Source organism: Candidatus Thiodiazotropha sp. CDECU1, assembly GCF_963455295.1.
GTDB lineage: Bacteria > Pseudomonadota > Gammaproteobacteria > Chromatiales > Chromatiaceae > Thiodiazotropha.
Genome location: NZ_OY734020.1, coordinates 748,951 through 771,475 on the forward strand (window position 1 = coordinate 748,951; position 22,525 = coordinate 771,475).

The 22,525-nt window shown below is 53.1% G+C and carries 16 protein-coding genes and 2 tRNA genes; 13 read left to right on the forward strand and 5 right to left on the reverse strand.

The window, feature by feature from the left end; genetic code table 11:
• Nucleotides 1-110: 110 nt before the first annotated feature.
• The 4 genes from R2K28_RS03445 (at nt 111) to R2K28_RS03460 (ending at nt 2,598) form a co-directional block, all read left to right on the forward strand.
• Entirely contained in the window at nt 111-383 is a 273-nt protein-coding gene (locus R2K28_RS03445) for an HU family DNA-binding protein (RefSeq protein WP_116447747.1), read from the forward strand.
• A gap of 52 nt (nt 384-435) precedes the next feature.
• Nucleotides 436-511, forward strand: a tRNA-Val gene (locus R2K28_RS03450).
• Between the two features lie 4 nt (nt 512-515).
• A tRNA-Asp gene (locus tag R2K28_RS03455) sits at nt 516-592 on the forward strand.
• Between the two features lie 104 nt (nt 593-696).
• Nucleotides 697-2,598: a SurA N-terminal domain-containing protein gene (locus tag R2K28_RS03460; protein ID WP_316368006.1), complete on the forward strand. Its 1,902-nt coding sequence runs from the start codon at nt 697-699 to the stop codon at nt 2,596-2,598.
• A gap of 18 nt (nt 2,599-2,616) precedes the next feature.
• On the opposite strand, the gene R2K28_RS03465 is transcribed toward R2K28_RS03460, so the two are convergent.
• A complete protein-coding gene (locus R2K28_RS03465; RefSeq protein WP_316368007.1) occupies nt 2,617-3,393 on the reverse strand; it encodes an enoyl-ACP reductase FabI in 777 nt (258 codons plus the stop codon).
• Nucleotides 3,394-3,687: 294 nt separating this feature from the next.
• On the opposite strand from R2K28_RS03465, the gene R2K28_RS03470 reads away from it, so the two are divergent.
• The 8 genes from R2K28_RS03470 to R2K28_RS03505 all read left to right on the forward strand — a co-directional run bounded on the left by R2K28_RS03470 (nt 3,688) and on the right by R2K28_RS03505 (nt 17,260).
• Nucleotides 3,688-5,559 carry a peptide-binding protein gene (locus R2K28_RS03470; RefSeq protein WP_316368008.1) on the forward strand — a complete coding sequence of 624 codons (1,872 nt, stop codon included), beginning with the start codon at nt 3,688-3,690 and terminating at the stop codon, nt 5,557-5,559.
• Between the two features lie 19 nt (nt 5,560-5,578).
• Nucleotides 5,579-6,964, forward strand: a complete 1,386-nt coding sequence (locus tag R2K28_RS03475; protein WP_316368009.1) for an ABC transporter permease — start codon at nt 5,579-5,581, stop codon at nt 6,962-6,964.
• Nucleotides 6,957-8,129 (forward strand): ABC transporter permease, encoded by a 1,173-nt coding sequence (locus R2K28_RS03480; RefSeq protein ID WP_316368010.1) that lies wholly within the window; start codon nt 6,957-6,959, stop codon nt 8,127-8,129. The genes R2K28_RS03475 and R2K28_RS03480 overlap by 8 nt, the downstream gene beginning before the upstream one ends.
• Nucleotides 8,129-9,757 carry an ABC transporter ATP-binding protein gene (locus R2K28_RS03485; protein WP_316368011.1) on the forward strand — a complete coding sequence of 543 codons (1,629 nt, stop codon included), beginning with the start codon at nt 8,129-8,131 and terminating at the stop codon, nt 9,755-9,757. Before R2K28_RS03480 ends, R2K28_RS03485 begins: the two co-directional genes overlap by 1 nt.
• 27 nt (nt 9,758-9,784) lie before the next feature.
• Nucleotides 9,785-11,782: an ABC transporter ATP-binding protein gene (locus tag R2K28_RS03490; protein ID WP_316368012.1), complete on the forward strand. Its 1,998-nt coding sequence runs from the start codon at nt 9,785-9,787 to the stop codon at nt 11,780-11,782.
• A 143-nt stretch (nt 11,783-11,925) separates the two neighbouring features.
• Nucleotides 11,926-13,344, forward strand: coding sequence for a diguanylate cyclase (locus R2K28_RS03495; RefSeq protein ID WP_316368013.1), 1,419 nt, complete (start codon nt 11,926-11,928; stop codon nt 13,342-13,344).
• 32 nt (nt 13,345-13,376) lie between these two features.
• Nucleotides 13,377-14,135, forward strand: a complete 759-nt coding sequence (locus R2K28_RS03500) for an ATP-binding protein (RefSeq protein WP_316368014.1) — start codon at nt 13,377-13,379, stop codon at nt 14,133-14,135.
• 26 nt (nt 14,136-14,161) lie between these two features.
• The gene (locus R2K28_RS03505; protein ID WP_316368015.1) at nt 14,162-17,260 is read left to right on the forward strand and encodes an efflux RND transporter permease subunit; all 3,099 of its coding nucleotides are present in this window, start codon (nt 14,162-14,164) and stop codon (nt 17,258-17,260) included.
• A 54-nt stretch (nt 17,261-17,314) separates the two neighbouring features.
• Here R2K28_RS03505 and R2K28_RS03510 read toward each other — a convergent pair whose 3' ends face one another.
• The 4 genes from R2K28_RS03510 to R2K28_RS03525 form a co-directional block, all read right to left on the reverse strand.
• Nucleotides 17,315-18,442: an NAD(P)/FAD-dependent oxidoreductase gene (locus R2K28_RS03510; RefSeq protein WP_316368016.1), complete on the reverse strand. Its 1,128-nt coding sequence runs from the start codon at nt 18,440-18,442 to the stop codon at nt 17,315-17,317.
• Nucleotides 18,443-18,694: 252 nt separating this feature from the next.
• Entirely contained in the window at nt 18,695-18,928 is a 234-nt protein-coding gene (locus tag R2K28_RS03515) for an ATP-binding protein (protein ID WP_316368017.1), read from the reverse strand.
• Between the two features lie 140 nt (nt 18,929-19,068).
• On the reverse strand, nt 19,069-20,145 hold the full coding sequence (locus tag R2K28_RS03520) for an efflux RND transporter periplasmic adaptor subunit (RefSeq protein ID WP_316368018.1): 1,077 nt from the start codon (nt 20,143-20,145) through the stop codon (nt 19,069-19,071).
• A 3-nt stretch (nt 20,146-20,148) separates the two neighbouring features.
• A complete protein-coding gene (locus R2K28_RS03525) occupies nt 20,149-20,505 on the reverse strand; it encodes a S24 family peptidase (protein WP_316368019.1) in 357 nt (118 codons plus the stop codon).
• 195 nt (nt 20,506-20,700) lie between these two features.
• Here R2K28_RS03525 and R2K28_RS03530 point away from each other — a divergent pair, with 195 nt between their 5' ends.
• Nucleotides 20,701-22,524, forward strand: coding sequence for an ABCB family ABC transporter ATP-binding protein/permease (locus tag R2K28_RS03530; protein ID WP_316368020.1), 1,824 nt, complete (start codon nt 20,701-20,703; stop codon nt 22,522-22,524).
• The last annotated feature ends 1 nt before the right edge of the window (nt 22,525 follow it).

The window sequence follows — 22,525 nt, forward strand, 5'->3', positions numbered from 1 at the left end:
GGTATCTGGCAGCCGGTATAAATTCTGGCGTTTCAGGCTCCAAGCGAGCCATTACATAACGCGTCTAAATGCGGTAGATCCGCTAAGACCATCACAGGGGAAAATTATTAATGAATAAGGCCGAACTAATAGAGGCAATGGCGGAATCTGCAGATATTTCCAAAGCCGCCGCTGGGCGTGCACTTGACGGCATGGTTGACGCAGTGACCAAAGCGATGAAAGCGGGTGATACGCTCTCATTGGTAGGATTTGGAACCTTCTCAGTGAAAGAGCGAGCCGCTCGTGAAGGTCGTAATCCGCAAACCGGCGAGACAATAAACATCAAGGCCTCAAGAATCCCGTCATTCAAGGCTGGTAAAGCATTGAAGGATGCAATAAACTAGCGCGCCTTCAGGTGTGGTATCTCTAACTAATTGACGACATACCCCACTAGCAGGGTGCTTAGCTCAGCTGGGAGAGCATCGCCCTTACAAGGCGAGGGTCGCAGGTTCGATCCCTGCAGCACCCACCAACTTGGAGCGGTAGTTCAGTTGGTTAGAATACCGGCCTGTCACGCCGGGGGTCGCGGGTTCGAGTCCCGTCCGCTCCGCCAATTTTGATCATCAACGGGGTATCTGTCAGATACCCCGTTTTTGTTTTTTATGATGTTAAACACCTGAACAAATTGTTGCAGGTGAAATAAGCGAGTCACTGGTCATGCTTCAGGTTATCAGAGATAAAGCACAGGGTTGGATCGCATGGGCGATCGTTATATTGATCTCTATCCCTTTCGCGCTTTGGGGAATTCAATCTTATCTGGGAGTTGGTTCTGAACCAGTTGCAGCGACGGTAAACGGTACTGAAATTACACAACGGACTTTGGATAATCAGTTTCAGCGTTTTCGTCAGCAATTGCGTGAGCAGCTTGGTGCTGGATATCGTCCGGAAATGTTTGATGACACCAGGGTTCGCAAAGAGGTCCTCAATCGTCTGATCAGGGATGAGCTGTTACAGCAGACTTCCAACAGGATGGGATTACGTGCCGGTAGCAGCATGATTCAGTCCACGATTCTGAGTATGCCCACCTTTCAAAAGGATGGCCGCTACGACCAGCAGACCTATGAGCGTGCATTGCGCTTACAGGGAATCTCTGCCGCCGGTTTCGAAGATCGTGTGCGTCGTGCATTGGTTTCCGAGCAGCTTTCACAAGCGGTTCAAGTGGGTAGTTTTATCACTCAGGAAGAGCTCGATGAGCGTCAAAGGTTGGTAAAGCAGAAACGTGAATTCTCCTACTTCGTACTACCCGCCAGTGATTTCAAACTGACTGAAGAACTCTCGGATGATGAAATCAGGAGCTACTATGAAGCCAACGAAAGCGCATTCATTTCACCTGAAAAAGTAAAGGTTGAGTATATTCTGCTGGATGCCACAACGGCGGGTGGCACGATAGACGTCAATGAAGAGATTCTGCGTGGTTACTACGAGAACAATGAGGACGAGTTCGGTCTCCCGGAACAGCGTCAGGCCAGTCATATCTTGATTCTGGCGGCGGCAGATGCCGAACAAAATGCGGTTGATGAAGCGCAGGCGAAGATCGATGCCTTGGCGGAAAGGCTGAGCAATGGTGAATCCTTTGCTGAATTAGCCAAGCAGAACTCCCAGGATCCGGGTTCCGCCGCTACAGGTGGTGATCTGGGCTTGTTCGGCAAGGGTGTTATGGATCCCGCCTTCGAGGCTGCTGTTTTTGCCCTCGAAGAGGGTGAGGTGAGCGAGCCTGTACGTTCCAGTTTCGGCTTTCATCTGATAAAGCTGACGGGAATCAAGGATGGAAGTGTCAAACCCTTCGATGAGGCCCGTACCCAAGTGGAGGCGGCCTATCGTAAATTCGAGGGTGAGCGGCTCTATTTCGAGATGGCCGAACAACTTGCGGATCTGAGCTATGAGGATCCTGGTAGTCTGGAACCTGCCGCATCCGCGTTGGAGCTTGATATACAGCAGAGTGACTGGATCACCCGTGAGCAGGGTAGCGGTGTATTCGCAAAGCCTAAGGTGAGGACAGCCACCTATAGTGATGATGTCCTGAAGGAAAACAACAACAGTGAGTTGATCGAAATCGATGGAACCAGCTCCCTGGTACTGCGGGTGCTCGATCATCAAGAATCTTCAGTAAAGCCTCTGGATGAGGTGAAGGATCAGATCAGTGAGACCCTGCAGCAGCAAAAGGCTGAGCAACAGACCGAAGCCGAGGCTGAGAAACGTTTGGCTGAAATCACTGCGGGCTCAGCCTTGTCTGATGTGGCGGGCAGCTATGCGGTCACCGGACCATTGAGTGTCGATCGTAATGACAGGCAAATCCCACCAGGACTATCCAGCGCACTCTTCCGTACTGCCAAGCCGGGTGCCGGTGGATCAACTCCAGGTAGTGCCAAGCTTGCCGGCGGGGACTTCGCCATCTATCTGCTGACTGGTGTCACAGAGGGTGTGGTCGACGCTGAGACCAACCAGCAACAGCTGGACAGCCTGCGCAGAATGCTTGCCAGGGATCACTACGAAATGGTGTTGAACGATCTGGAGTCCCGTGCGGATGTTGAAATTCTGTTGAACACCGAGAGTGAATAAAATCGGTCTCTTTCCGAGTCAGGCCATGCCGAGGATGTGGTAGCCCGAATCCACATAGATGACATCACCGGTAATGCCCGAGGCGAGATCGGAACAGATGAATGCCGTGGTATTGCCCACCTCTTCGATGGTGACATTGCGGCGCAATGGATTTCTTTTCTCCACCTCGTCGAGCATGCCCTTGAAGTTTTTGATGCCTGATGCTGCCAGGGTCCTGATCGGCCCGGCGGAAACAGCATTTACCCGGATCCCCTCCGGGCCAAGTGACTCGGCCATATAGCGGACACTCGCTTCCAGACTGGCTTTGGCTACCCCCATGACATTGTAATTCGGCACAGTGCGCACCGCGCCCAGGTAGCTCATGGTGACCAGGGAGGCGTTTCGACCCTGCATCAATGGACGCCCCGCCTTGGCGAGTGCGGCAAAACTGTAGGAGCTGATATCGTGAGCCAGGGCAAAACCCTCACGGGTCAAATTATCCAGATAACCACCTTCCAAATGGTCGCGGGGTGCGAAACCGACCGCATGCACGATGGCGTCCAAATGACCCCACTCCTTTTCCAGGGTGGCGAATAGATCTGCAATCTGTTGGTCATTGGTGACATCCAGGGGCATAACGATATCAGCGCCAAACTTTTCGGCCGCATCATCGACGCGTTTTTTCAGTTTGTCCGTCTGATAGGTAAGCGCCAGTTCAGCCCCTTCCCGGTGCATGGCCTCGGCAACACCCCAGGCGATGGAGCGGTTACTGGCAATGCCGACAATGAGTATGCGTTTGTTTTGTAAAAAGCCCATGGAACAATTCCTTACAGGAGTCATCGATATATGCTAACGGAGCCTGCCAAATAGACCGGCGCCAGCGCAGTTAAACTGTGTAACTTACCGGAAATCACCATCAGCGGAAAGTGCGGGTGAGGTGTGAAGGCTAAATGAGAGTATCTATCTGGTTTTTTCCATTGTTTAAATAGATGTGGATTACATGCTCTTTCAAGTCCCGGGAAAGCATAATAGACTCTTGTGGGTCTATTGGATTAGGGTTAACAGACCTTTTTTTTGAAACCATTTGTCCTGGATCACAGGAGTAAATTCATGCAGCGACGCTTAAACGGTCGGGATATTCTCTATTTCGGTGGTCTGGTGCTGGTGTTGATCACCATCTTGCTGGTCATGTATATGATCGATCGGCAGTGGGAGAAGATGTCGCGCATGGAACAGCTGATGCGTGAACAGGCTGGTGATATCCGCGAGATAACAGGTCAGGTACGAGGCCTGGATCAACGTATCCAACAGGGTGTGAGTCTGGCGCAAAACCCCGGATCGTCTCAACAGCAACAGGTGCCTGCTGCATTTCAACGGTCATATTCAGTCACCCAGCAATCTGACTACAGCCAGGGTGACTGGCTGGTGCAGGCCTTTGGTGTCAACCTGAAATCATTGACCCCGTTCATCTCTCAGGATGTCTACTCATCCCAGGTGCAGAGTTATATCCTGGAGACCTTGCTGATCCGGAATCCCGATACCCTGGAGTGGCAGGGCTTGCTGGCACATGATTGGAGCGTCAGCGAGGATGGTCTCACCTTTATCTTCAAGCTTCGAGAAGGGTTACAGTTTTCTGACGGGGTCCCCCTGACGGCGGAGGATGTGGTCTTTACCTTTGAGTTCATCATGACCGAGGCGATTCAGGCGCCGCGGGAAAGGGCCTATTACGCCAAGATCGAATCAGTGGAGGCAATAGACAGGCTGACGGTCAAATTCCAATTTGCCGAACCCTACTTCAATGCCCTCTCATTGGCAGGGGGTATGGAGATCCTGCCGAAACACTTCTACCAACCCTATCTCGATGATCCCAACAGCTTCAACCAATCAAAGGGGCTGCTGCTGGGTTCGGGCCCCTATCGTCTGGAAGATCCCAAGGGTTGGGCGCCGGACAAGGGAGGGGTTGAGTTGCGCCGTAATCCCCGTTACTGGGGACCGGTGGATCCGGCCTTCGACCGCCTCATCTGGCGTGTTATCGAAAACGACAGTGCCCGCCTCACCACATTTCGCAACGGTGAGATCGATACCTACTCCTCACGCCCACGTGAATACAAACAGTTGACCGAAGATAAGCAGATCAACAGCAAGGCCCAGCATTGGGAGTATATGAGCCCGGTGGCGGGATACTCCTATATCGGCTGGAATCAACTGCGCAATGACCAGCCGACCCGTTTCGCCCAGGCCGAGGTACGGCAGGCGATGACCTTCCTGATCGATCGCCAGCGGATTGCCGATGAGATCTATCTCGGCTATGCGGAGGTTGCCGTGAGTCCGTTCAGTACCAGCAGTAAACAGCACAGTAAAGCCATTAAGGCGCGCAACTACGATCAGGCTAAGGGGGTTGAGTTGCTCACCAAGGCCGGTTATGCAGACCGGGATGGAGACGGCATCCTGGAGGACAGCGCGGGTAAGCCATTTGAATTCGAACTGGTCTATTTTCAGGGTAATGAGGATACGGGGCGGATGGTGCTGTTTCTGAAGGATATGCTGGCCCGCGCCGGGATTCTGCTGCAGCCCAAGCCCACTGAATGGTCGGTGATGCTCGACCTGATGAAAAAGCGGGATTTCGATGCCATCACCCTGGGGTGGAGCAGCGGCCTTGAGACCGATCTCTATCAGATGTTTCATACCAGTCAAATACCTGGAGGAGGTAACAATTTCATCAACTACAGCAATCCGGAACTGGATCGCCTTATTGAAGAGGCTAGGGCTACGGTGGATGAGGAGACGCGCATGCCCCTGTGGCGGGAGGCAGAGCAGCATCTCTTCAATGACCAGCCATACACCTTCCTCAGACGCAGCAAGAGTCTGGTGTTTATCGACCGGCGTCTGCGCAATGTGGTGAATACCAAGGTCGGCCTCAATCTGGGACAGGTCCCCCTGGAGAACTATGTGCCTGCGGTTGAGCAGCGTTATACCCACTAGGGCCGATTGGATGAGCTAGATGCTGACCTACCTGCTAAGACGTCTGCTGTTGATGTTGCCCACCCTGCTGGGCATCACCCTGGTGGTGTTCGTGGTCATGGCTGCATCACCCGGCGGCATCAGCGCCCAGAGTCTGGTGGAGGGGCAGAACCTGGACCCGGAGGCGAAAAAGGAGATCGAGGCCTACTACAACCGACTTTACGGGCTGGACGATCCCCCCTATCTGCAATATCTGCGCTGGTTGAACAACGTCTCTCCCATCGGTTTTACCTTCGACGAAGAGAACCGGATGAGCGGTTTCTCCTTCACCAAGGGTTCCGATCTTGGACGTAGTTTTCGCTATGGACGCCCGGTCACGGAACTGCTCTCCGAAAGGGTGCCGATTACCATCCTGTTGAATGTCTTGAGTATCCCCATCGTCTATCTGTTGGCCCTGCTGGTGGGGGTGCGCGCCGCGGTTGAGCGGGGACGCTCCTTCGATGTCAGCAGTGGCATGTTCATGCTTGCCCTCTGGTCGGTGCCGACCATGCTTGCCGGTGTGCTGATGATCGGTTTTTTCGCCAATGAGCAGTATTGGCGTTGGTTTCCGACCGCCGGATTGAGTGATCGACTGGTGCTGGATCAGGTGTTCATGCCCCACTGGTCGAGTCTGTGGGATATCGGGCTGTTGTTCATTGTGGTCAGCGTAGCGATTTCACTCTTTCTCGCATTGGGTCGCATCGCCTCAAGACCTTTTCGCGAGATTTCATTTGGCCTCATTTGGGGTTTGTTGGGCGTGGCTATGGTCTATCAGTTACCCGAGGTGCAGCGCTCCCCATCGCTCTGGATAGGTTTTCCCGCCGTCTTCGCCCTGCTTGCCGCCTGGTTGGCAAGCAGTGACTATCGATTGTTGCGCCAGCTCGGCTTTCTCTCCACAGGTCTGCTGGTGGGGCTTCTGCTGGCGGTCTACTGGATGCAGGGAGGATGGGTGCGGGGGTTCCTGCTGGATCGGCTGTGGCATCTGGCGCTGCCGGTGATCTGCCTCTCCTACGGCGGTTTCGCGGGTCTTGCCAAACTGACCCGGACCGCGGTGCTGGAGAATCTGCTTTCCGACTATGCACGCACCGCCCGGGCCAAGGGGCTCGCTGAAGCGGCGGTGCTGTGGCGCCACGTTTTCCGTAACAGCCTGTTGCCCCTGATCACCGTGGCCGCGAGTCTGTTGCCGAGTCTGCTGGCGGGATCGGTTATCGTGGAGAGTATCTTCAGCATCGAGGGCATGGGCAAGCTGGCGGTGGAGGCGGTACAGACCAGGGACCGGGAACTGGTGTTGTCGATCACCTTGATTGGCGGTTGCCTGACCCTGTTGGGTTATCTGCTGGCGGATATTTTATATGCCCTGGCCGATCCGCGGGTGAGCTATGAGTAGGGCGGCGAAGAGGCGCCAGAGCTATTGGCGCAGGATTCTCGGCCAGACCTTCGTGCGTTGGGGTGCCCGGCTGGGACTGCTGTGGGTGGGTATTCTCGCCTTCATCGGTGTCTTCGCCCCCTTCCTGGCCAGCAGTTTTCCCCTGTTGCTCAGTCGCGGGGGTGAGATCTCCAGTCCGGTACTGAACTATCTGCAGCCGGTGGATGTGCTCTTTCTGGTGGCTTTCATCACCCTGTTGCTGCTCTATCCCTGGCGCATCACCGTGCTGCGCAAATTTTTCATCATGCTCTCTGTATTGGCAGTGGCGGCACTCCTTGCCTACCTTTGGGTCAAGCCCCAGCAACTGGTGATCTATGAACAGTACCGGGTTGCGGATGCCGCCGGGGAGTATGATTGGGTGGTCTTTGCGCCGATCCCCTACTCGCCGAAGGACTATCAGAGGGACCGCGGCGATACCGGCCTGGAGGCACCCCTGTCGCAGCAGTCGCGAGCCCATTGGTTCGGTACCGAACAGAACGGCGCCGATGTGCTCAGCCGCATGGTCCATGCCTCCCGGATCGCCCTTGGTATCGGCTTCGTGGCCACCGGTATCGCCATGTTGCTGGGGGTCATCATCGGTGGTCTGATGGGTTATTTTTCCGGTGTGGTGGATATCCTCGGGATGCGCCTGGTGGAGATTTTCGAGGCCGTGCCTACCCTGTTCCTGTTGCTGACCTTTGTCGCCTTCTTTGGGCGCAGTCTCTATATCATGATGGTGATCATCGGTATCACCAGCTGGCCCGGCTATGCCCGTTATGTGCGTGCCGAGTTTCTGCGTCTGCGCAAGCAGGACTTTGTCCAGGCCGCAGAGGCGGCGGGCCTGCCTCTGCCCTCGATCCTGTTTCGTCATATGCTGCCCAATGGTATGGGGCCGGTCTTGGTGGCGGCCAGTTTTGGGGTGGCGTCGGCGATCCTCGCCGAGGCCACCCTGAGTTTCCTCGGCCTTGGTCTGGTGGACGATCCCTCCTGGGGCGAGATGCTGAATCAGGCGGTGCAGTCATCCCGTTTCAACTGGTGGATGGCGGCCTTTCCTGGGGGTGCCATCTTTCTGACTGTTTTCGCCTATAACCTGATCGGTGAATCCCTGCGCGATGCCATCGATCCCTATCTGAGTAAATCGGGCTGATGTTGCTCTCAGTGAAACAGCTGCATACCTGGTTCAAGCATCAGGATCAAACCATCAAGGCGGTGGACGAGGTCAGCTTTGAAATTACCAGAGGTGAGACCTTCTGCCTGGTTGGGGAGTCGGGCAGTGGCAAATCGATCACCGCACTCTCGATTATGCAACTGCTGCCAAAATCCAATCTACAGCGCCATACGGGGGAGATCCGTTTCCAGACTGAGGGTGAAGCAGCGGTGGATCTGGCCGGTCTGGGCGAGACCGAAATGCAGCAGGTGCGGGGAGGGAAGATCGCCATGATCTTCCAGGAGCCCATGAGTTCCCTGAATCCCGTGTTTACCATTGGCGAGCAGATCCTCGAGGCGGTAAGACTCCACTTTCCCGAACTGTCAGAGGGGGAGGCCTGGCAACAGGTTATGGAGTCCCTGGTAGCGGTACAGCTGCCCGACCCTGAAACCCGGGTGCACAGCTATCCCCACCAGCTCTCCGGTGGGCAGCGTCAACGGGTGATGATCGCCATGGCCATGGCCTGTGAGCCCGATCTGTTGATCGCCGATGAACCCACCACCGCATTGGATGTCACGGTTCAGCGGGAGATCCTGCGCTTGATGAAGACCCTGCAGGAACGCACCCAGATGGCGATCCTCTTTATCACCCATGATTTCGGCGTGGTGTCCCAGATCGCCGATCGTGTCGGTGTCATGCAACGGGGCAAACTGGTGGAGACCGGGGTGACCGAGCAGATCATACACCGGCCCGGTCATAGCTATACCCAGGCACTGATCGCCGCCCTGCCGGAGAACCTGGCACGGAATCAGCCCCATGAGCAGCACCAGGATCAGGTTCCCTTGATAGAGCTTTCCCAACTGGAGATCCATTTTCCGGTCCGCAAGGGACTGCTGCGACGGGTTGTGGATCAGGTGCGAGCGGTGGATGGTGTCGATCTGCAGATACCCCGGGGAGAGATCCTGGCACTGGTGGGGGAGTCGGGCAGTGGCAAGACCACACTGGGCAGGGGTATCCTGCGGCTCACCGAGCCCACCGCCGGTCGGGTGGCATTCGATGATACCGATATTACCGAGATGAACCGATCCCAGTTGCGGCGGTTTCGCCGCCATATGCAGATCATCTTTCAGGACCCCATATCCTCCCTCAATCCACGTCTCAGTATCGCCGCGATCCTGACCGAACCGATGAAGGTACACGGGATCGGTGAAAACCAGGAAGCGCGCATCGAGATAGCAAGAGAGCTGTTGGATCAGGTACAGATGGAGGAGGATACCCTGTGGCGTTACCCGCATGAATTTTCCGGCGGTCAGCGGCAGCGGATCGGGATTGCAAGGGCCCTCTCTCTCAACCCCTCTTTCATCGTTTGTGATGAGATCACCAGCGCCCTGGATGTCTCCGTGCAGGCAGAAATCTTGCGCATGTTGTTGGAGCTGCGCGCCAGGCGCGGGCTTACCCTGCTGTTCATTACCCACAATATCGGTGTGGTGGAGTATGTCAGCGACCGCACCGCGGTGATGTATCAGGGCAAGATTGTGGAACAGGGAAGAACCGAGGATATTGTCAATCGCCCGAGCAATCGATACACACAGCAGTTGATAGCAGCGGTACCCCGGGTGCCGGTTTGATATTCTCGGGCACTACCCAGCCGAGCCATGGCTGAACAGTTGCTAAAGATCACTGCGCTGCGGCTTGCCTTGAAGCGTGGCAACAGCAGGCTTCCCATTGTGGTGGATCTCGATCTTGAGATTCAGCAGGGTGAGACATTTGCCCTGCTGGGTGAGTCGGGTTGCGGTAAGTCGATGACCGCCCTGTCCCTGATGCGCTTGTTGCCGCCCGCTGTTTTTATCGATGGGGGAGGGATCGAATTCAGCGGTATCGACATTGTGGGGCAGGATCAAGCATCGATGCGCCGCCTGCGCGGCGGTCAGATGGGGATGATATTCCAGGAGCCCATGTCCTCTCTCAATCCGTTGATGACCATCGGTGGACAGATAGCGGAAGCAGTGAAGCTGCATAGTGATCACAAGGGTAATAGGGTCAAGCGGTGTGTCATCGAGTTGTTGCAGGCCGTGCTGATTCCCGAGCCGGAGCAGTGTGTGGATCGCTATCCCCATCAACTCTCCGGCGGTATGAAACAGCGGGTGATGATCGCCATGGCGCTGGCGGGAAATCCCAGGCTGCTGATTGCCGATGAGCCAACCACCGCCCTCGATGTAACCATGCAGGCGCAGATTCTGGGTTTGCTGAAGCAGCTGCAACAGGATAGGGGAATGTCGATACTGCTGATTACCCACGATCTGGGAGTGGTTGCGGAAATGGCGGATCGGGTTGCTGTGATGTATGCCGGAGAGATGGTGGAAACCGCGGCGGTTGGTCCATTTTTTCAAGCCCCTATGCATCCCTACAGTCGCATGCTGTTTGCTTCCCTGCCCGAGCGCAGGCGCCCTGGTGAAAGGTTGGCGGTGATCGAAGGCAGTGTGCCGACCCTGGGCAGTAGTGTCGCTGGATGCCGTTTCCAGCAACGTTGCGTGCAACGCCAGCAGATCTGCCAAGAGGTCTCCCCTGACTGGACATTCGGTGACAACCGATCGGGTGTGCGCTGCCATCTGTATGGGGATAATGGATTGATACCAGGTGTGAGTGAGGTAGAACAGGTGTCGACCCACCCCACAGCCGAGCGTGGGAATGGACCGCTCTTGTCGATCCGGAATCTTCAGGTGCACTATCCCATTCGAAAAGGGCTGCTGCAGCCTGTGGTCGACCATCTCAGGGCGGTGGACGGTGTGGACCTGGATATCGCCAAAGGGTCTGTGTTGGCACTGGTCGGGGAGTCGGGTTGCGGTAAATCCACGTTGGGAAAGGCGATTCTGCAGCTGGTTAAAATAACCGGGGGAAACGTCTTGCTCGAAGAGAGGGAGCTGACAGGGATGAGTCAGCATGAGCTGCGAACTGTCCGCGGCGATCTCCAGCTTATCTTTCAGGATCCCATGTCTGCTATGAATCCCAGGATGCGGGTGGAAGATATCATCGCTGAGGGAATGCGTGCGCAACGTATCTACAGCAGAAATACTATAGCCAAGGGTGTTGAATCACTGTTGCTTCAGGTAGGGTTACCCGTATCGGCCGCCAGCAGATATCCGCATGAATTTTCCGGGGGTCAGCGGCAGCGTATCTGTGTTGCCCGGGCATTGGCGGTGAAGCCAAAATTGCTGGTCTGCGACGAGCCAACCAGCGCCCTGGACCTCTCTGTACAGGCCCAGATACTCAATCTGCTGAAAGGATTGCAGGGCGAGTTTCAGCTCTCCTATCTTTTTATCTCTCATGATATTTCAGTTGTGAGTTACATGGCCGACGAAATAGCAGTTATGTATCTAGGCAGGATTGTCGAAAGAGGCCGCACCGATGAGGTGATCAAGCGGCCTTTACATCCCTATACACGGGCGCTTCTCTCGGCTGTGCCTGTTCCTGATCCCGACAAGCAGCGAAATGTGATCCGCTTGCCAGGTGAGATTTCTTCATCGGTGACAACACCAAGTGGATGCCATTTCCATCCGCGCTGTCCGCAATCGGTGGTGGATTGCGTCGAGAACTATCCCGAGGAGGTAAAGGTTAGTGAAACCCATAAAGTGAGTTGCTGGTTACCAGCTTGATTGAATCTGCAGGTAAATTAGTAATTATTAACACTCTGCTGGTTTACTGTCACAGGTAAAATAGTTCAGAATGAGGTGTAACGGCTTTTCGTACTACCCATGCACAAACAATTACCAGCGCCAATTCGGCATAGTTTCCCGGCATGCGAATAACCATACAAACAAAACTATTCCTAAGCCACTTTGCTGCAATCATTCTTGTCTCCGGTAGCGCGGGTACCTATTTCTATACCAGTGCCGCCGAAAACCTGAAGACCGCGCTTCAGTCCCGCTTGATGAACAGCGCTGCACTGATCAGTCAGTGTTTGGATACCGAGAACCTGGATCAGATCCGCTCAGAATCGGATATGAATAACCCGGCGTTTAAAAAAAATCTGGCTGCATTGCGTGAGTTCGTTAAGTCGAATCCCGATTTCGCGTTTATCTATATAATGCGCAGAAAGGAAAACAAGGCTTTTTTCGTTATCGATTCCGATCTGCAGGACCCTGCCCTGCCGGGGGAGGAGTATGAACATGATGTTCCCGCCCTGATGGAGGGTTTTCTGCGTCCCTCGGTGGATGAGAGTATCACGGAGGATAAATGGGGATTTTTTCTGTCGGGTTATTCCCCCCTGGAGGGCGGCGAGGATGATTATCTGGTGGGTATAGATATGCGGGCGGATGAAGTGCAGGCCAAGTTCGAAAGGATACGCCTGGCCGGTATGCTCTCGTTTGCGTTATCTGTAATACTGGCAATGATATTCAGCCGCCTGCTGTCCATGAATTTCACCAAACGCATTACCGATCTGACAACCCGTTTTGCGCTTATAGCGCCTATTGAGGATGACCTGGGCGATGTAGCGCAGGGTGATGAGCTTGATCAGCTGTCACTCTCCTTCGATCATATGTCAAAGCGTCTACAGATCAAGCGGCAGCAGATCGATGAGAATCAGGTTTCTCTGCGCAGCGCGCACAGTGAGATGGAACAACGGGTGGAGAGTCGTACCTCGGAATTATTGCAATCCAATCAAAAGCTGATGCAGGAGATTGCCGAGCGCAAAAATGTGGAACGGATGTTGGAACAGACCTCGCGTACCGATTACCTAACCGGGATTTTGAATCGCCGGGCGATCAGTATTCGATTGGATCAGGTAATGGCGCAAACGGCCAGGGGTTCAAAGAGCTTTTGTACCATTTTACTGGATATCGACCACTTCAAGCAGGTCAATGATCAGTATGGTCATGATGTTGGTGATCAGGTTTTGAAACATTGTGTTGAAAAGCTACAGAGCTGTATCCGGGAATCCGATGAGCTTGGGCGTTGGGGTGGAGAGGAGTTTTTGGTCTTGACCCCGGAGACAGAGCTGGCCGAAGCAAAAAAACTGGCACAGCGGTTGTGTGTTGAGTTGGCCGCCACATCCTTCGTTCATCAACAAAACGAAATTTCTGTCACAGCGAGTCTCGGTGTGACACGCTACCTCAATGGTGAGAACCTGGGGGCATGCCTGAGACGTACCGATGATGCACTCTACGCTGCGAAGGCACGAGGTCGCAATTGCGTAGTGGTTACCGATCCAGAGTGAGGGAGATAGGTGGCTAGCTACAGGGGGAAGCCATGACGATAGATTGGAACACAACATTTGCCGCAATCTGGCGTCCGCGCAAAGGCTATTTGCGAGCGGTTGAACATATCGACCAAGTAGGGCTTGATCGGCTGATTGGTATCGATGATCAGAAGCTGCAACTTATGCAGAATACACAACGCTTCCTTGCTGGCCAGGGCGCCAATAATACATTGTTATGGGGAAGCAAGGGTAGCGGTAAATCTTCACTCGTCAAGGCGGTGTTCGATCATTTCCGGGAGCAGGGGCTACGATTGATACAGATCGACAGAACCGATTTGATTGAATTGCCGGAGATCGTCGACTCGATCAGGGGAACGTCCCACCGCTTTATCGTATATTGCGATGATCTAACCTTTGATATCGGCGAGGCATCCTATCGAGCACTGAAGAGTGTCCTGGATGGCTCAATAGAGGCGCCTCCCGAAAATGTCCTGATCTACGCAACATCCAATCGACGCCATCTTCTGCCAGAGTTCATGAGTGAAAACCAGGAGGCGAGGATGGTGGGTGACGATCTTCATTTGGGCGATACTACTGAGGAGAAACTGGCTCTGTCGGACCGGTTCGGTCTGTGGCTCTCCTTCTACCCGGTGAATTGGCAGGGTTACTTAAATATAGTGGACAGCTATTTTCCGGATTATGAGGGAGATCGTGAAGCACTGCATGCGGCGGCAAAACAATTTGCAATGTCGCGAGGTGGCACTAAAAGTGGGCGTGCTGCGCTACAGTTTTTCAAGGCCTATTCTTAAGTGCTGCTGATTGACAAGATACTTATATGAAAAAAGTCCTTGGCGGAGGTCTGGCGAGTTGGTCAATTCACCACCCTATCGGGGTGGTGATGATAACCCTGGCATTCATGGTGTTGGGGCTCATGGCGTTGACTCGTTTAAGCGTAGACCTACTGCCAAAAGTTGTTTATCCGTCTGTTGCGGTGATGGCCTTGGATTCTGGTGTGCCTGCTCAGATAATGGAGGATCAGGTTACGCGTCACCTGGAGGAACAACTGTCGATAACTGAAGACGCGATCCATGTGGGATCGACAACCCAGCAGGGACGTAGCCAGGTCCATTTAGCCTTTAAGTATGGTGCTGATATAGATCAAGCGCTGCAGGATGCCAGTACCCGGCTGGATCGGGCAAAACGTTTTCTACCTGAGACGATAGATCCACCAATTATCTATAAACACGATCCCTCACAACTGCCCGTAGCGGAATTCGTTATCAGTTCCACGCTTCGCGATCAAGTGGCGCTACGAAGTTGGGTGGACTATGAGTTCAGCAAGTTATTTCTGAATCTGCCTGGTGTTGCGGCGGTTGAAGTGGGCGGCGGCTTGGTGCGCGAGATTAATATTTATGCGGACCAGCAGCGCCTGACAGGCTTGGGTATGCAACTATCCGATCTCATAGATGCTCTCCAGTCATCGAATGTGGAAACCGCGGGAGGTATGCTGAGAACAGAGCAAGGTGAAATCGGAGGAAGAACCGCGGGTCGCTTTCAATCGGTGGATGATATTTTACAACTACCGTTAAGACGAGTGGGTGATAACGATACCACTTCACTGATTCGATTATCGGAAGTTGCCCAGGTTGTAGATGGTGCAGAAGACGAACGGATGCGTATCCGCCTGAATGGGCTTCCGGGGATTAAATTATCGATTCAGAAACAACCCACCGCAAATAGTGTTGATGTGGTTGATCATGTTTTAGCGAGACTGGCTGAGCTTGAAAGCCAGGTACTTGTACCTAAGGATATTCAAATTCACCCTGTTGATGACCAGGCACGTTTTGTCCGTCGAGCTTTAAACAATGCTATTGATTCAGTAATTCTGGGCGCCATTTTAGCGATGCTTGTTGTGTATCTGTTTCTCGGCAGCTTTAGACGGATGTTGATTATTGGTTGTGCTATACCGATCGCTATTCTGGTTGCCTTCATTCTAATGTCGAGCGCCGGTTTGACCTTGAATATTATGAGTTTGGGTGGATTGGCGTTGGGTGTCGGTATGTTGGTAGACAGCACTATTGTTATGTTGGAGAACATATATCGTCACCAACGGGAGAAAACAGAAAGTCAAAAGGTTACACAAATTTCCAGTTATGCGGCGAGTGAAGTAAATAGTGCAATCGTCGCTTCCACAACGACCAACCTGGTTGCGGTTCTGCCATTTCTCTTTATCGGTGGTCTTGTCGGGCTGCTATTTCGTGAATTGATATTTACTATATCCGCTGCCATCCTGGCTTCAATGATTGTTGCGCTAACACTGGTGCCAGCGCTTGCGGGCAGATTGAGCATCGGCCTTAAAGATCGGTTCAGGCAAGCAATCGATAACCTGATGAGCCAATTGCAGAATGGTTATTCAAGATTTGTTACCGCCCTGTTGAGAAGGCCGGTGTTGCCCGTCGTAACTTTTCTGTTACTGCTGCTGTTTGCATTTCTCAAGTTGGTGCCTGAAAAACAAATTTTCCTACCTCAGATTGATGAGGGACGCATCACTATACGATTGGTTGCGGATAGAGGTATCAATTTACAGGGAATGGATGACTTGGTTCATCGACTCGAAGAGATAATAAGGGCTCAACCGGAAACAGAATCCATATATTCTCAGGTAGGTGGTTTTGTATTTGGGCGTTCTCGCTATGAATCAGTCAATCGAGCCAGTATCAAAGTCATTTTGAAGCCCGCACAGAGTCGAAAAGTCAGTAGCCATGATTGGGTCGAGCGTGTAAATCAGGAGATTAAAAAAGCCAAGCTTCCTGGTTTATGGGTGGGCATGCGGGTGCAGGGTGTGCGGGGTATCCGGCTCAACTGGGGTGACGATGACCTCAGTGTAAGGGTAAAAGGACCGGATCTGGCTGTCTTGAATCAAATTGCTGAAGAGCTGAAAGACAAGCTTGAAGAGGTTGCCGGGCTGCGTAGTGTTGAAAACAGTAGCGATGATATCACTCAGGAAATCATGGTGTCGGTGGATCGTCAACGGGCAGCCTATTTCGGTATAGATGTGGATGATTTGGGAGAAATCGTCAATTTGGCGCTGAGTGGTAACGTGGTGACGGACTATTTGGAAGATGACCGAAGTATAAATGTCAGAGTGGGTTTGCTGGAGTCGGATATCGCCACGCCTGCCGATCTGGAATCAATTGTTATTTTCAGTCAAACCGAACCCTCAGTGCCAATACGCCTTGGTGAACTGGCAAAGATAGAGTTGTCACCATCCTATGTGATAATCAGACGCGATCAGCAACAGAGAATGGCTGAAGTTAGCGCCTCGCTGGGTGGTGATCTGTCTTTACAGGATGCAATATCGGAAGTAAGGGATATAGTATCAGTTATGGATCTGCCATCTGGTTATAGCATAAGTTATGGCGGCAGCTTGGAGGTTATTAAGAAAGGTCGAGACAGTGGAGTACTGTTGCTCTGTTTAGCGCTTTTTCTGGTATTGGTTGTGATGTCAGTGCAGTATGAGTCGCTGAGAAACCCGATAATTATCATCTTGTGTGTGCCGTTTGGATTGATCGGGGTAGGATTGGGCTTGTACTGGACGGAACTGCCAATTTCTATGCCTGTGTGGCTGGGCCTGATCATGCTGGCAGGTATTGTGGTGAATAACGCTATCGTGATGGTTGAATATATCTCCCAGAAAAGAGATGCAGGACATGACAAGAGTGCGGCTATTACGCAGGCAGCACAGATCAGGTTGCGACCGATTCTAATGACGACACTGACTACTGTTGTTGGAATGATGCCACTAGCATTAGCCCTCGGAGAGGGCTCGGAAATGCTTCAGCCGCTGGCTGTGACAATGATTTCCGGACTCTCCTTTTCCACTATAGTCACGCTGATTCTGATTCCATCAGTTTATCGATTGATTGGGCGCTGATCCATGCACCCTGTTGTGTAGGCTGGATATCAACCGCAAGCAGCAGCAAATGGGTTATCGATATTGGCGTATATACCACCATTCAAACAACCGTTTCAGCCAGTGAAAGATGGCCATGTTCGGCATCACGATGTTTCTCTTTTCGGTTCGCGCCACAAGCATGCCGCTGGTTTGGCTATCGACAATACATACCAGTTCCACTTTAAAGGTCTCACTGGGTGGTTCCCCCTTGAGTTCCGAGAGCAGGTTTTTGGTGGCTGCTGCCGCCTGGAGATCTGCCATATGGGCCTGTTTGGGCATCCAGTCAGGACCTGGAAAGCTGCCCGAGTCGCCGGCCACATAGACATTGGTCATACCTTCGACCCGGCAGTGGTCATCGGCCTGGATCAGGCCGCCGGGTGAACGGGGCAGTTTAGTATTGTCAAACCACTGATTGCCGGTCATGCCGGGCATAAAGAGGATGAGATCAGCAGCGAAGCTGTGATTCTCCATGACAATGCTTGTGGCCGTGAACTTCACCATTTTTTGCCCGAGATGGGTTTCGATATCGCGCTTTTCCATCTCTTGGATCAATCCCTTGACCGCTTTGGGTCCAAGTCGTTGTCCAGGTTTTTCCGCTGGGGTGAAGAATATGAGCTTGAAATTTTCACGCCGTCCTTCGAGCCTCAATTGACGATCGATACCAAATAGAAATTCGAACATCGGTCCGCCGCGCATTGCGCTTGGTTCTTTGGGATTGCCGGAAAATCCGATGGCGATGACACCACTATCCAGCTCTCTGAGCCGGTCGCGGATTCTGGTTGTGGCTGAAATGCCTTCACAGGGGGTTATGGCGTTTTCGATGCCGGGCAGTTTTTTAATGAAACGGCCTCCTGAAGCGATGATAAGCCCATCGTTTTCTATCTCGCCCTCGGTGGTTTTCAATATCCTCCCATCATCGCTGAGGCCGGTGGCTTCTGCAGGGTGATGGTTGACCCGCATGCGCTGAAAGAACGAGTCCAGTTGGATTATGAGATCCTCAGGTTTACGCAATCCCGATGGGATCCAGATCGAACCAGGCAGATAGTGAAATTCCGGCTTGGGGCTGACAACAGTAATGTCAATCGATTTATCCCTGGATCTCAGTGTCTTGATGGCGGTGAGTGCGGCAAAACCGCTGCCGACGATGGTAACTCTTTGCATTCCTCAAACTCCGATAGTTTTTTTGATTTGGCGCATCGGTGGAGCGTGGTGATTGTTCAGTGGTACGGCCCTTGGGGTGAGAATATACGTTATTATGCACTAAGCCGGAATCTATTCTTCCACTTATATGTCTGCAGCCAAGGGTATTGAATAAATGCCGCCGACAGGTGGCAGAGCCTGTAAAGGCCCGTTTCCGGTGAGCACCGTAATCGGGCCATGCGAAGCATCCTGCGCTGAGATCAGCCGAGCCAGTCAGAGCCCGATCAGTTCGGCATGCAGTCCTTGAAAGTGGGTTATTGCCAACAGGTCCTGACTGTTGACCAGTTCGGGATTGTACTCGATCAAGAACAGATGGGCCCGCTTGGGATCGATATGTACCGAAACAACACCGTCCCGGGCGCGAAATGCCTCTTCCAGCTGGGCCAGGCCATCACTATCCAGGGTTTCATCCACGTGTAGGGTGACATCCGCGAGATCGATATTCATGGTTCCTCCCTCCAATACTTTTATGCTCAAGACCGCATGGCTCGTGAAATCTGTGCGATAGGCCGACATGATATATTAAGTATAGGAGATGTTTTCCTGGAAGTGTTGCGTTGCAGGGCCCTCTGGAACTGCGCAATGGATCAGTTCACCGGCTCGACCTTCATGCCGGGTTCGAGATCGTGAAAGCCCTTGGTGACAATCCGATCACCCGACACCAAACCTTGCTGAATCTCGATTCTATCGATAATCCGCATGCCGCTCTTTATCGAGAGTCGCTGTGCTTGTTGCTGCGCATCCAGCTTGAAGACGAACTCTCCCCGAGTGTCGCGTTGCAGTGCATTGAAAGGGATTGTAATCCGTTCCCGCTTCGCCGACTGCAGCATGACCCGGCAGAGTTGACCAGAGCGGGCGCCATCGGGTATCGGATCCAGGATCACTTCAACTGTTCCCATGCGGGTTTTTTCGTCGAGTTCTGGGTGGATCCGATGAATTCTGCCATTGAAGGGCTTCTCTCCCAGTCCATCGATCCGAACCGTGACGGGATCGTTGTGCTGCAACTGGGGCAGTAACAGATCAGATACCAGGATGCTGGTTACCAGGCTCTTTGGGTTGATAATCGTCATCAGATGAGTGTGGCGGGGAACTACGTCTCCGGGCTCCACTAGGCGCTCGCTCACGACACCGGAGAATGGCGCCTGGATACGTGTATAACTCAACCTGGTCTGCAACACGCGCTTTTCCGCTTCGGCCACACTGAGATCTGTTTGCGCTTGGGCGAGGTCTTCCTGGGAAACGGCCATCCGTTTCGCCAGCTCTTCCTGACGCTTGAGGTTCAAACCCATCTGCCTGGCGGTGGCGATGGCTTTCTTGAATTCCGATCCCAGCAGCTCCTCGTCCAGGGTGACAATGGTATCCCCCTGGTCCACATTGTCACCTTCAAAGTATGGCAATTGGGTTATTCTGCCCTCTTCCTGATTGAAGATACGCACAGTCTGACGTGGTTTTAAGGTACCAGTGCGCTCATGGACTATGCCCAATGCACGTGGCTCGATGATCTCAATGGCTACCAGGTGAGCCTGGTCAACATCCTCAGCCCGGTCATTTGGATCAGTCTCCGTTGACGATTGTGAACACCCTGTCAGCGAGAGGAATAGGAGCGCTGTGGCGGTAGCGATCAAGCGGTACTGCGGGTTCTTGATATGCGAGTTGCTGTTCACAGCTCAGGCCGGGCCGATTGGCTTTGGAGGCACGCAATTGGGTACATAGGGATGGTAGTGTTTTACCTTACGTCCGATATTTCGCTGCACGATAACACCAACAATCTTAAATTCACCTTCCTTGAGGGCAATATCAGGATACCCCGATTTCAAGGCGACCAATCTCTTACCTGACTCCCCCTCGGATAGGTATTGACGGAACCAACGTTCACCATTGGCTTCGGCCACTACGAAGGCGCCTGTAGCACAAACATCGGAAGGCTCGATGACGATAATACACTTCTCGGGAAACTCCGGTTCCATGCTGTCGTCCAACACCTGCAGGGGGTAAAGCTCGTTGTAACTGCAATCTTGACTCATCAATAACCACTATCTGTATCTGTTGCGGGAGGAGCTATGATCCTGGTGTTTGTGGGCGCTCCTGTTGGCATTGATTCTAATCGATTCTGTAGCGCGTGTAAGGATTAAAAACCTGAAAAACCGCAAGTGAAAGCGCATCCTGGCGTTAATTCCTATAATATTCCGCATTCAAGCCACTCTCTTTTCAATATTAGCATGGTCCACTCAACCCGAACCCAACCCCAGGTCCACAAAGACCGGCGTGATATTCACAATCTGCGCAATATGCTGCCCTTCTTGTGGGAGTATCGTGGCCGGGCCCTGTTGGCCCTGGGCTGCCTGGTGCTGGCGAAATTCGCCAATGTGGGTATCCCACTGCTGCTGAAAGAGATCGTCGATACCCTGGATAAGAGTGATCGGACCCTGCTGGTGTTACCCCTTTTCCTGCTGCTTGGATATGGAGTGCTGCGTCTCAGCAGCTCCATGTTCAACGAGTTAAGGGATGCCATCTTCGCGCGTGTTCGCTATCGTGCGATGCGCAATCTTTCCAACCGTGTGCTGACCCACCTGCATGATCTTTCGCTGCGCTTTCACCTGCAGCGTCAAACGGGGGCGATCAGCCGGGACCTGGAAAGGGGTACGCGCTCGGTCAGTACGATAATCAATTATATGGTTTTCAGCATAATCCCCATGCTGGTCGAATTTAGTCTGGTGGCAATCATCATGCTCACCCAGTACGAGATCATCTTCACCCTGGTCACCTTTGGCACGGTTGCCATCTACGTTGCCTTTACCCTGGCGATCACCGAGTGGCGCATGGAGTTTCGGCACCGCATGAACCGCTTGGATTCCCAGGCCAACAGTCAGGCCTTCGATAGCCTTATCAACTACGAAACAGTGAAATATTTCGGTAATGAACCGCTGGAGTTGCAGCGCTTCGATGAAACACTCTCGCGCTGGGAGGATAACGCGGTAAAAAGTCAGACCTCAATGTCTCTCTTGAATTTCGGTCAGGGCGGGATCACCGCAGTCGGTGTGACATTGATCATGATTTTAGCGGCGAACAGTGTTGTGCAGGGGAGTATGACCATCGGTGATCTGGTGCTGGTTAATGCGTTTATGCTGCAGCTTTTTATCCCGCTTAATTTTCTTGGCATGGTCTATCGCCAGATCAAATACTCACTAGCCGATATGGATCTGATCTTCAAGCTCCTGGAGGAGCAGCCTGAGATAACGGACGTAGAGAATGCCAAGCCGTTACGCCTGGTTGATGGGGAGGTCCGCTTTGAGCAGGTTGATTTCTCCTATCAACCGGAAAGAGAGATTCTGCATAAAGTCGATTTCAACATAGCCGCCGGTGAGAAGCTGGCTGTGGTTGGCCACAGTGGCGCCGGCAAATCCACTCTGTCACGTCTGCTATTCCGTTTTTATGACGTCACCGCCGGACGTATTCTGATCGATGGCCAGGATATTCGTCAGATCAGCCGTGACAGCCTGCGATCGGCGATTGGCATAGTGCCGCAGGATACCGTGCTGTTCAATGAAACGATTCTCTATAATCTGGCCTATGGCAGGCCGGATGCCAGCCGCGAGGAGATCGAAGAGGCAGCTCGTATCGCGCATATCGCACAATTCATCGGGCAGTTGCCCGATGGCTACCATACGGTTGTAGGCGAGCGGGGATTGAAACTGTCGGGTGGTGAAAAGCAGCGGGTCGCCATCGCGCGTGCAATGCTGAAACGACCGCGTATCCTGGTTTTCGATGAAGCGACCTCGTCACTCGACAGCAAGACCGAACAGGCGATTCAGGAGACATTGAGAGAAGTGGCGAAACACCATACAACCCTGGTGATTGCCCACCGCCTCTCCACGGTAGTGGATGCTGATCGTATCCTGGTGATGGAAGGGGGGCGTATCATGGAGCAGGGCACACATCATGAGCTGCTTGAGATTGATGGTCTCTATCATCAGATGTGGCAACTGCAGCAAAAAGAGCGACAGGCCTTGGAAATAGTCTCGGCCATGGATTCAGAAGCGTGAA

Excerpts from the sequence above, each read along its gene's own strand:
- R2K28_RS03510 (WP_316368016.1), bottom strand. The coding sequence starts at position 18,442 with ATGCAAAGAGTTACCATCGTCGGCAGCGGTTTTGCCGCACTCACCGCC.
- R2K28_RS03465 (WP_316368007.1), bottom strand. The coding sequence starts at position 3,393 with ATGGGCTTTTTACAAAACAAACGCATACTCATTGTCGGCATTGCCAGT.
- R2K28_RS03445 (WP_116447747.1), top strand. The coding sequence starts at position 111 with ATGAATAAGGCCGAACTAATAGAGGCAATGGCGGAATCTGCAGATATT.
- R2K28_RS03515 (WP_316368017.1), bottom strand. The coding sequence starts at position 18,928 with ATGAATATCGATCTCGCGGATGTCACCCTACACGTGGATGAAACCCTG.
- R2K28_RS03495 (WP_316368013.1), top strand. The coding sequence starts at position 11,926 with ATGCGAATAACCATACAAACAAAACTATTCCTAAGCCACTTTGCTGCA.
- R2K28_RS03480 (WP_316368010.1), top strand. The coding sequence starts at position 6,957 with ATGAGTAGGGCGGCGAAGAGGCGCCAGAGCTATTGGCGCAGGATTCTC.
- R2K28_RS03500 (WP_316368014.1), top strand. The coding sequence starts at position 13,377 with ATGACGATAGATTGGAACACAACATTTGCCGCAATCTGGCGTCCGCGC.
- R2K28_RS03470 (WP_316368008.1), top strand. The coding sequence starts at position 3,688 with ATGCAGCGACGCTTAAACGGTCGGGATATTCTCTATTTCGGTGGTCTG.
- R2K28_RS03525 (WP_316368019.1), bottom strand. The coding sequence starts at position 20,505 with ATGAGTCAAGATTGCAGTTACAACGAGCTTTACCCCCTGCAGGTGTTG.
- R2K28_RS03490 (WP_316368012.1), top strand. The coding sequence starts at position 9,785 with ATGGCTGAACAGTTGCTAAAGATCACTGCGCTGCGGCTTGCCTTGAAG.
- R2K28_RS03505 (WP_316368015.1), top strand. The coding sequence starts at position 14,162 with ATGAAAAAAGTCCTTGGCGGAGGTCTGGCGAGTTGGTCAATTCACCAC.
- R2K28_RS03530 (WP_316368020.1), top strand. The coding sequence starts at position 20,701 with ATGGTCCACTCAACCCGAACCCAACCCCAGGTCCACAAAGACCGGCGT.
- R2K28_RS03485 (WP_316368011.1), top strand. The coding sequence starts at position 8,129 with ATGTTGCTCTCAGTGAAACAGCTGCATACCTGGTTCAAGCATCAGGAT.
- R2K28_RS03475 (WP_316368009.1), top strand. The coding sequence starts at position 5,579 with ATGCTGACCTACCTGCTAAGACGTCTGCTGTTGATGTTGCCCACCCTG.
- R2K28_RS03460 (WP_316368006.1), top strand. The coding sequence starts at position 697 with ATGCTTCAGGTTATCAGAGATAAAGCACAGGGTTGGATCGCATGGGCG.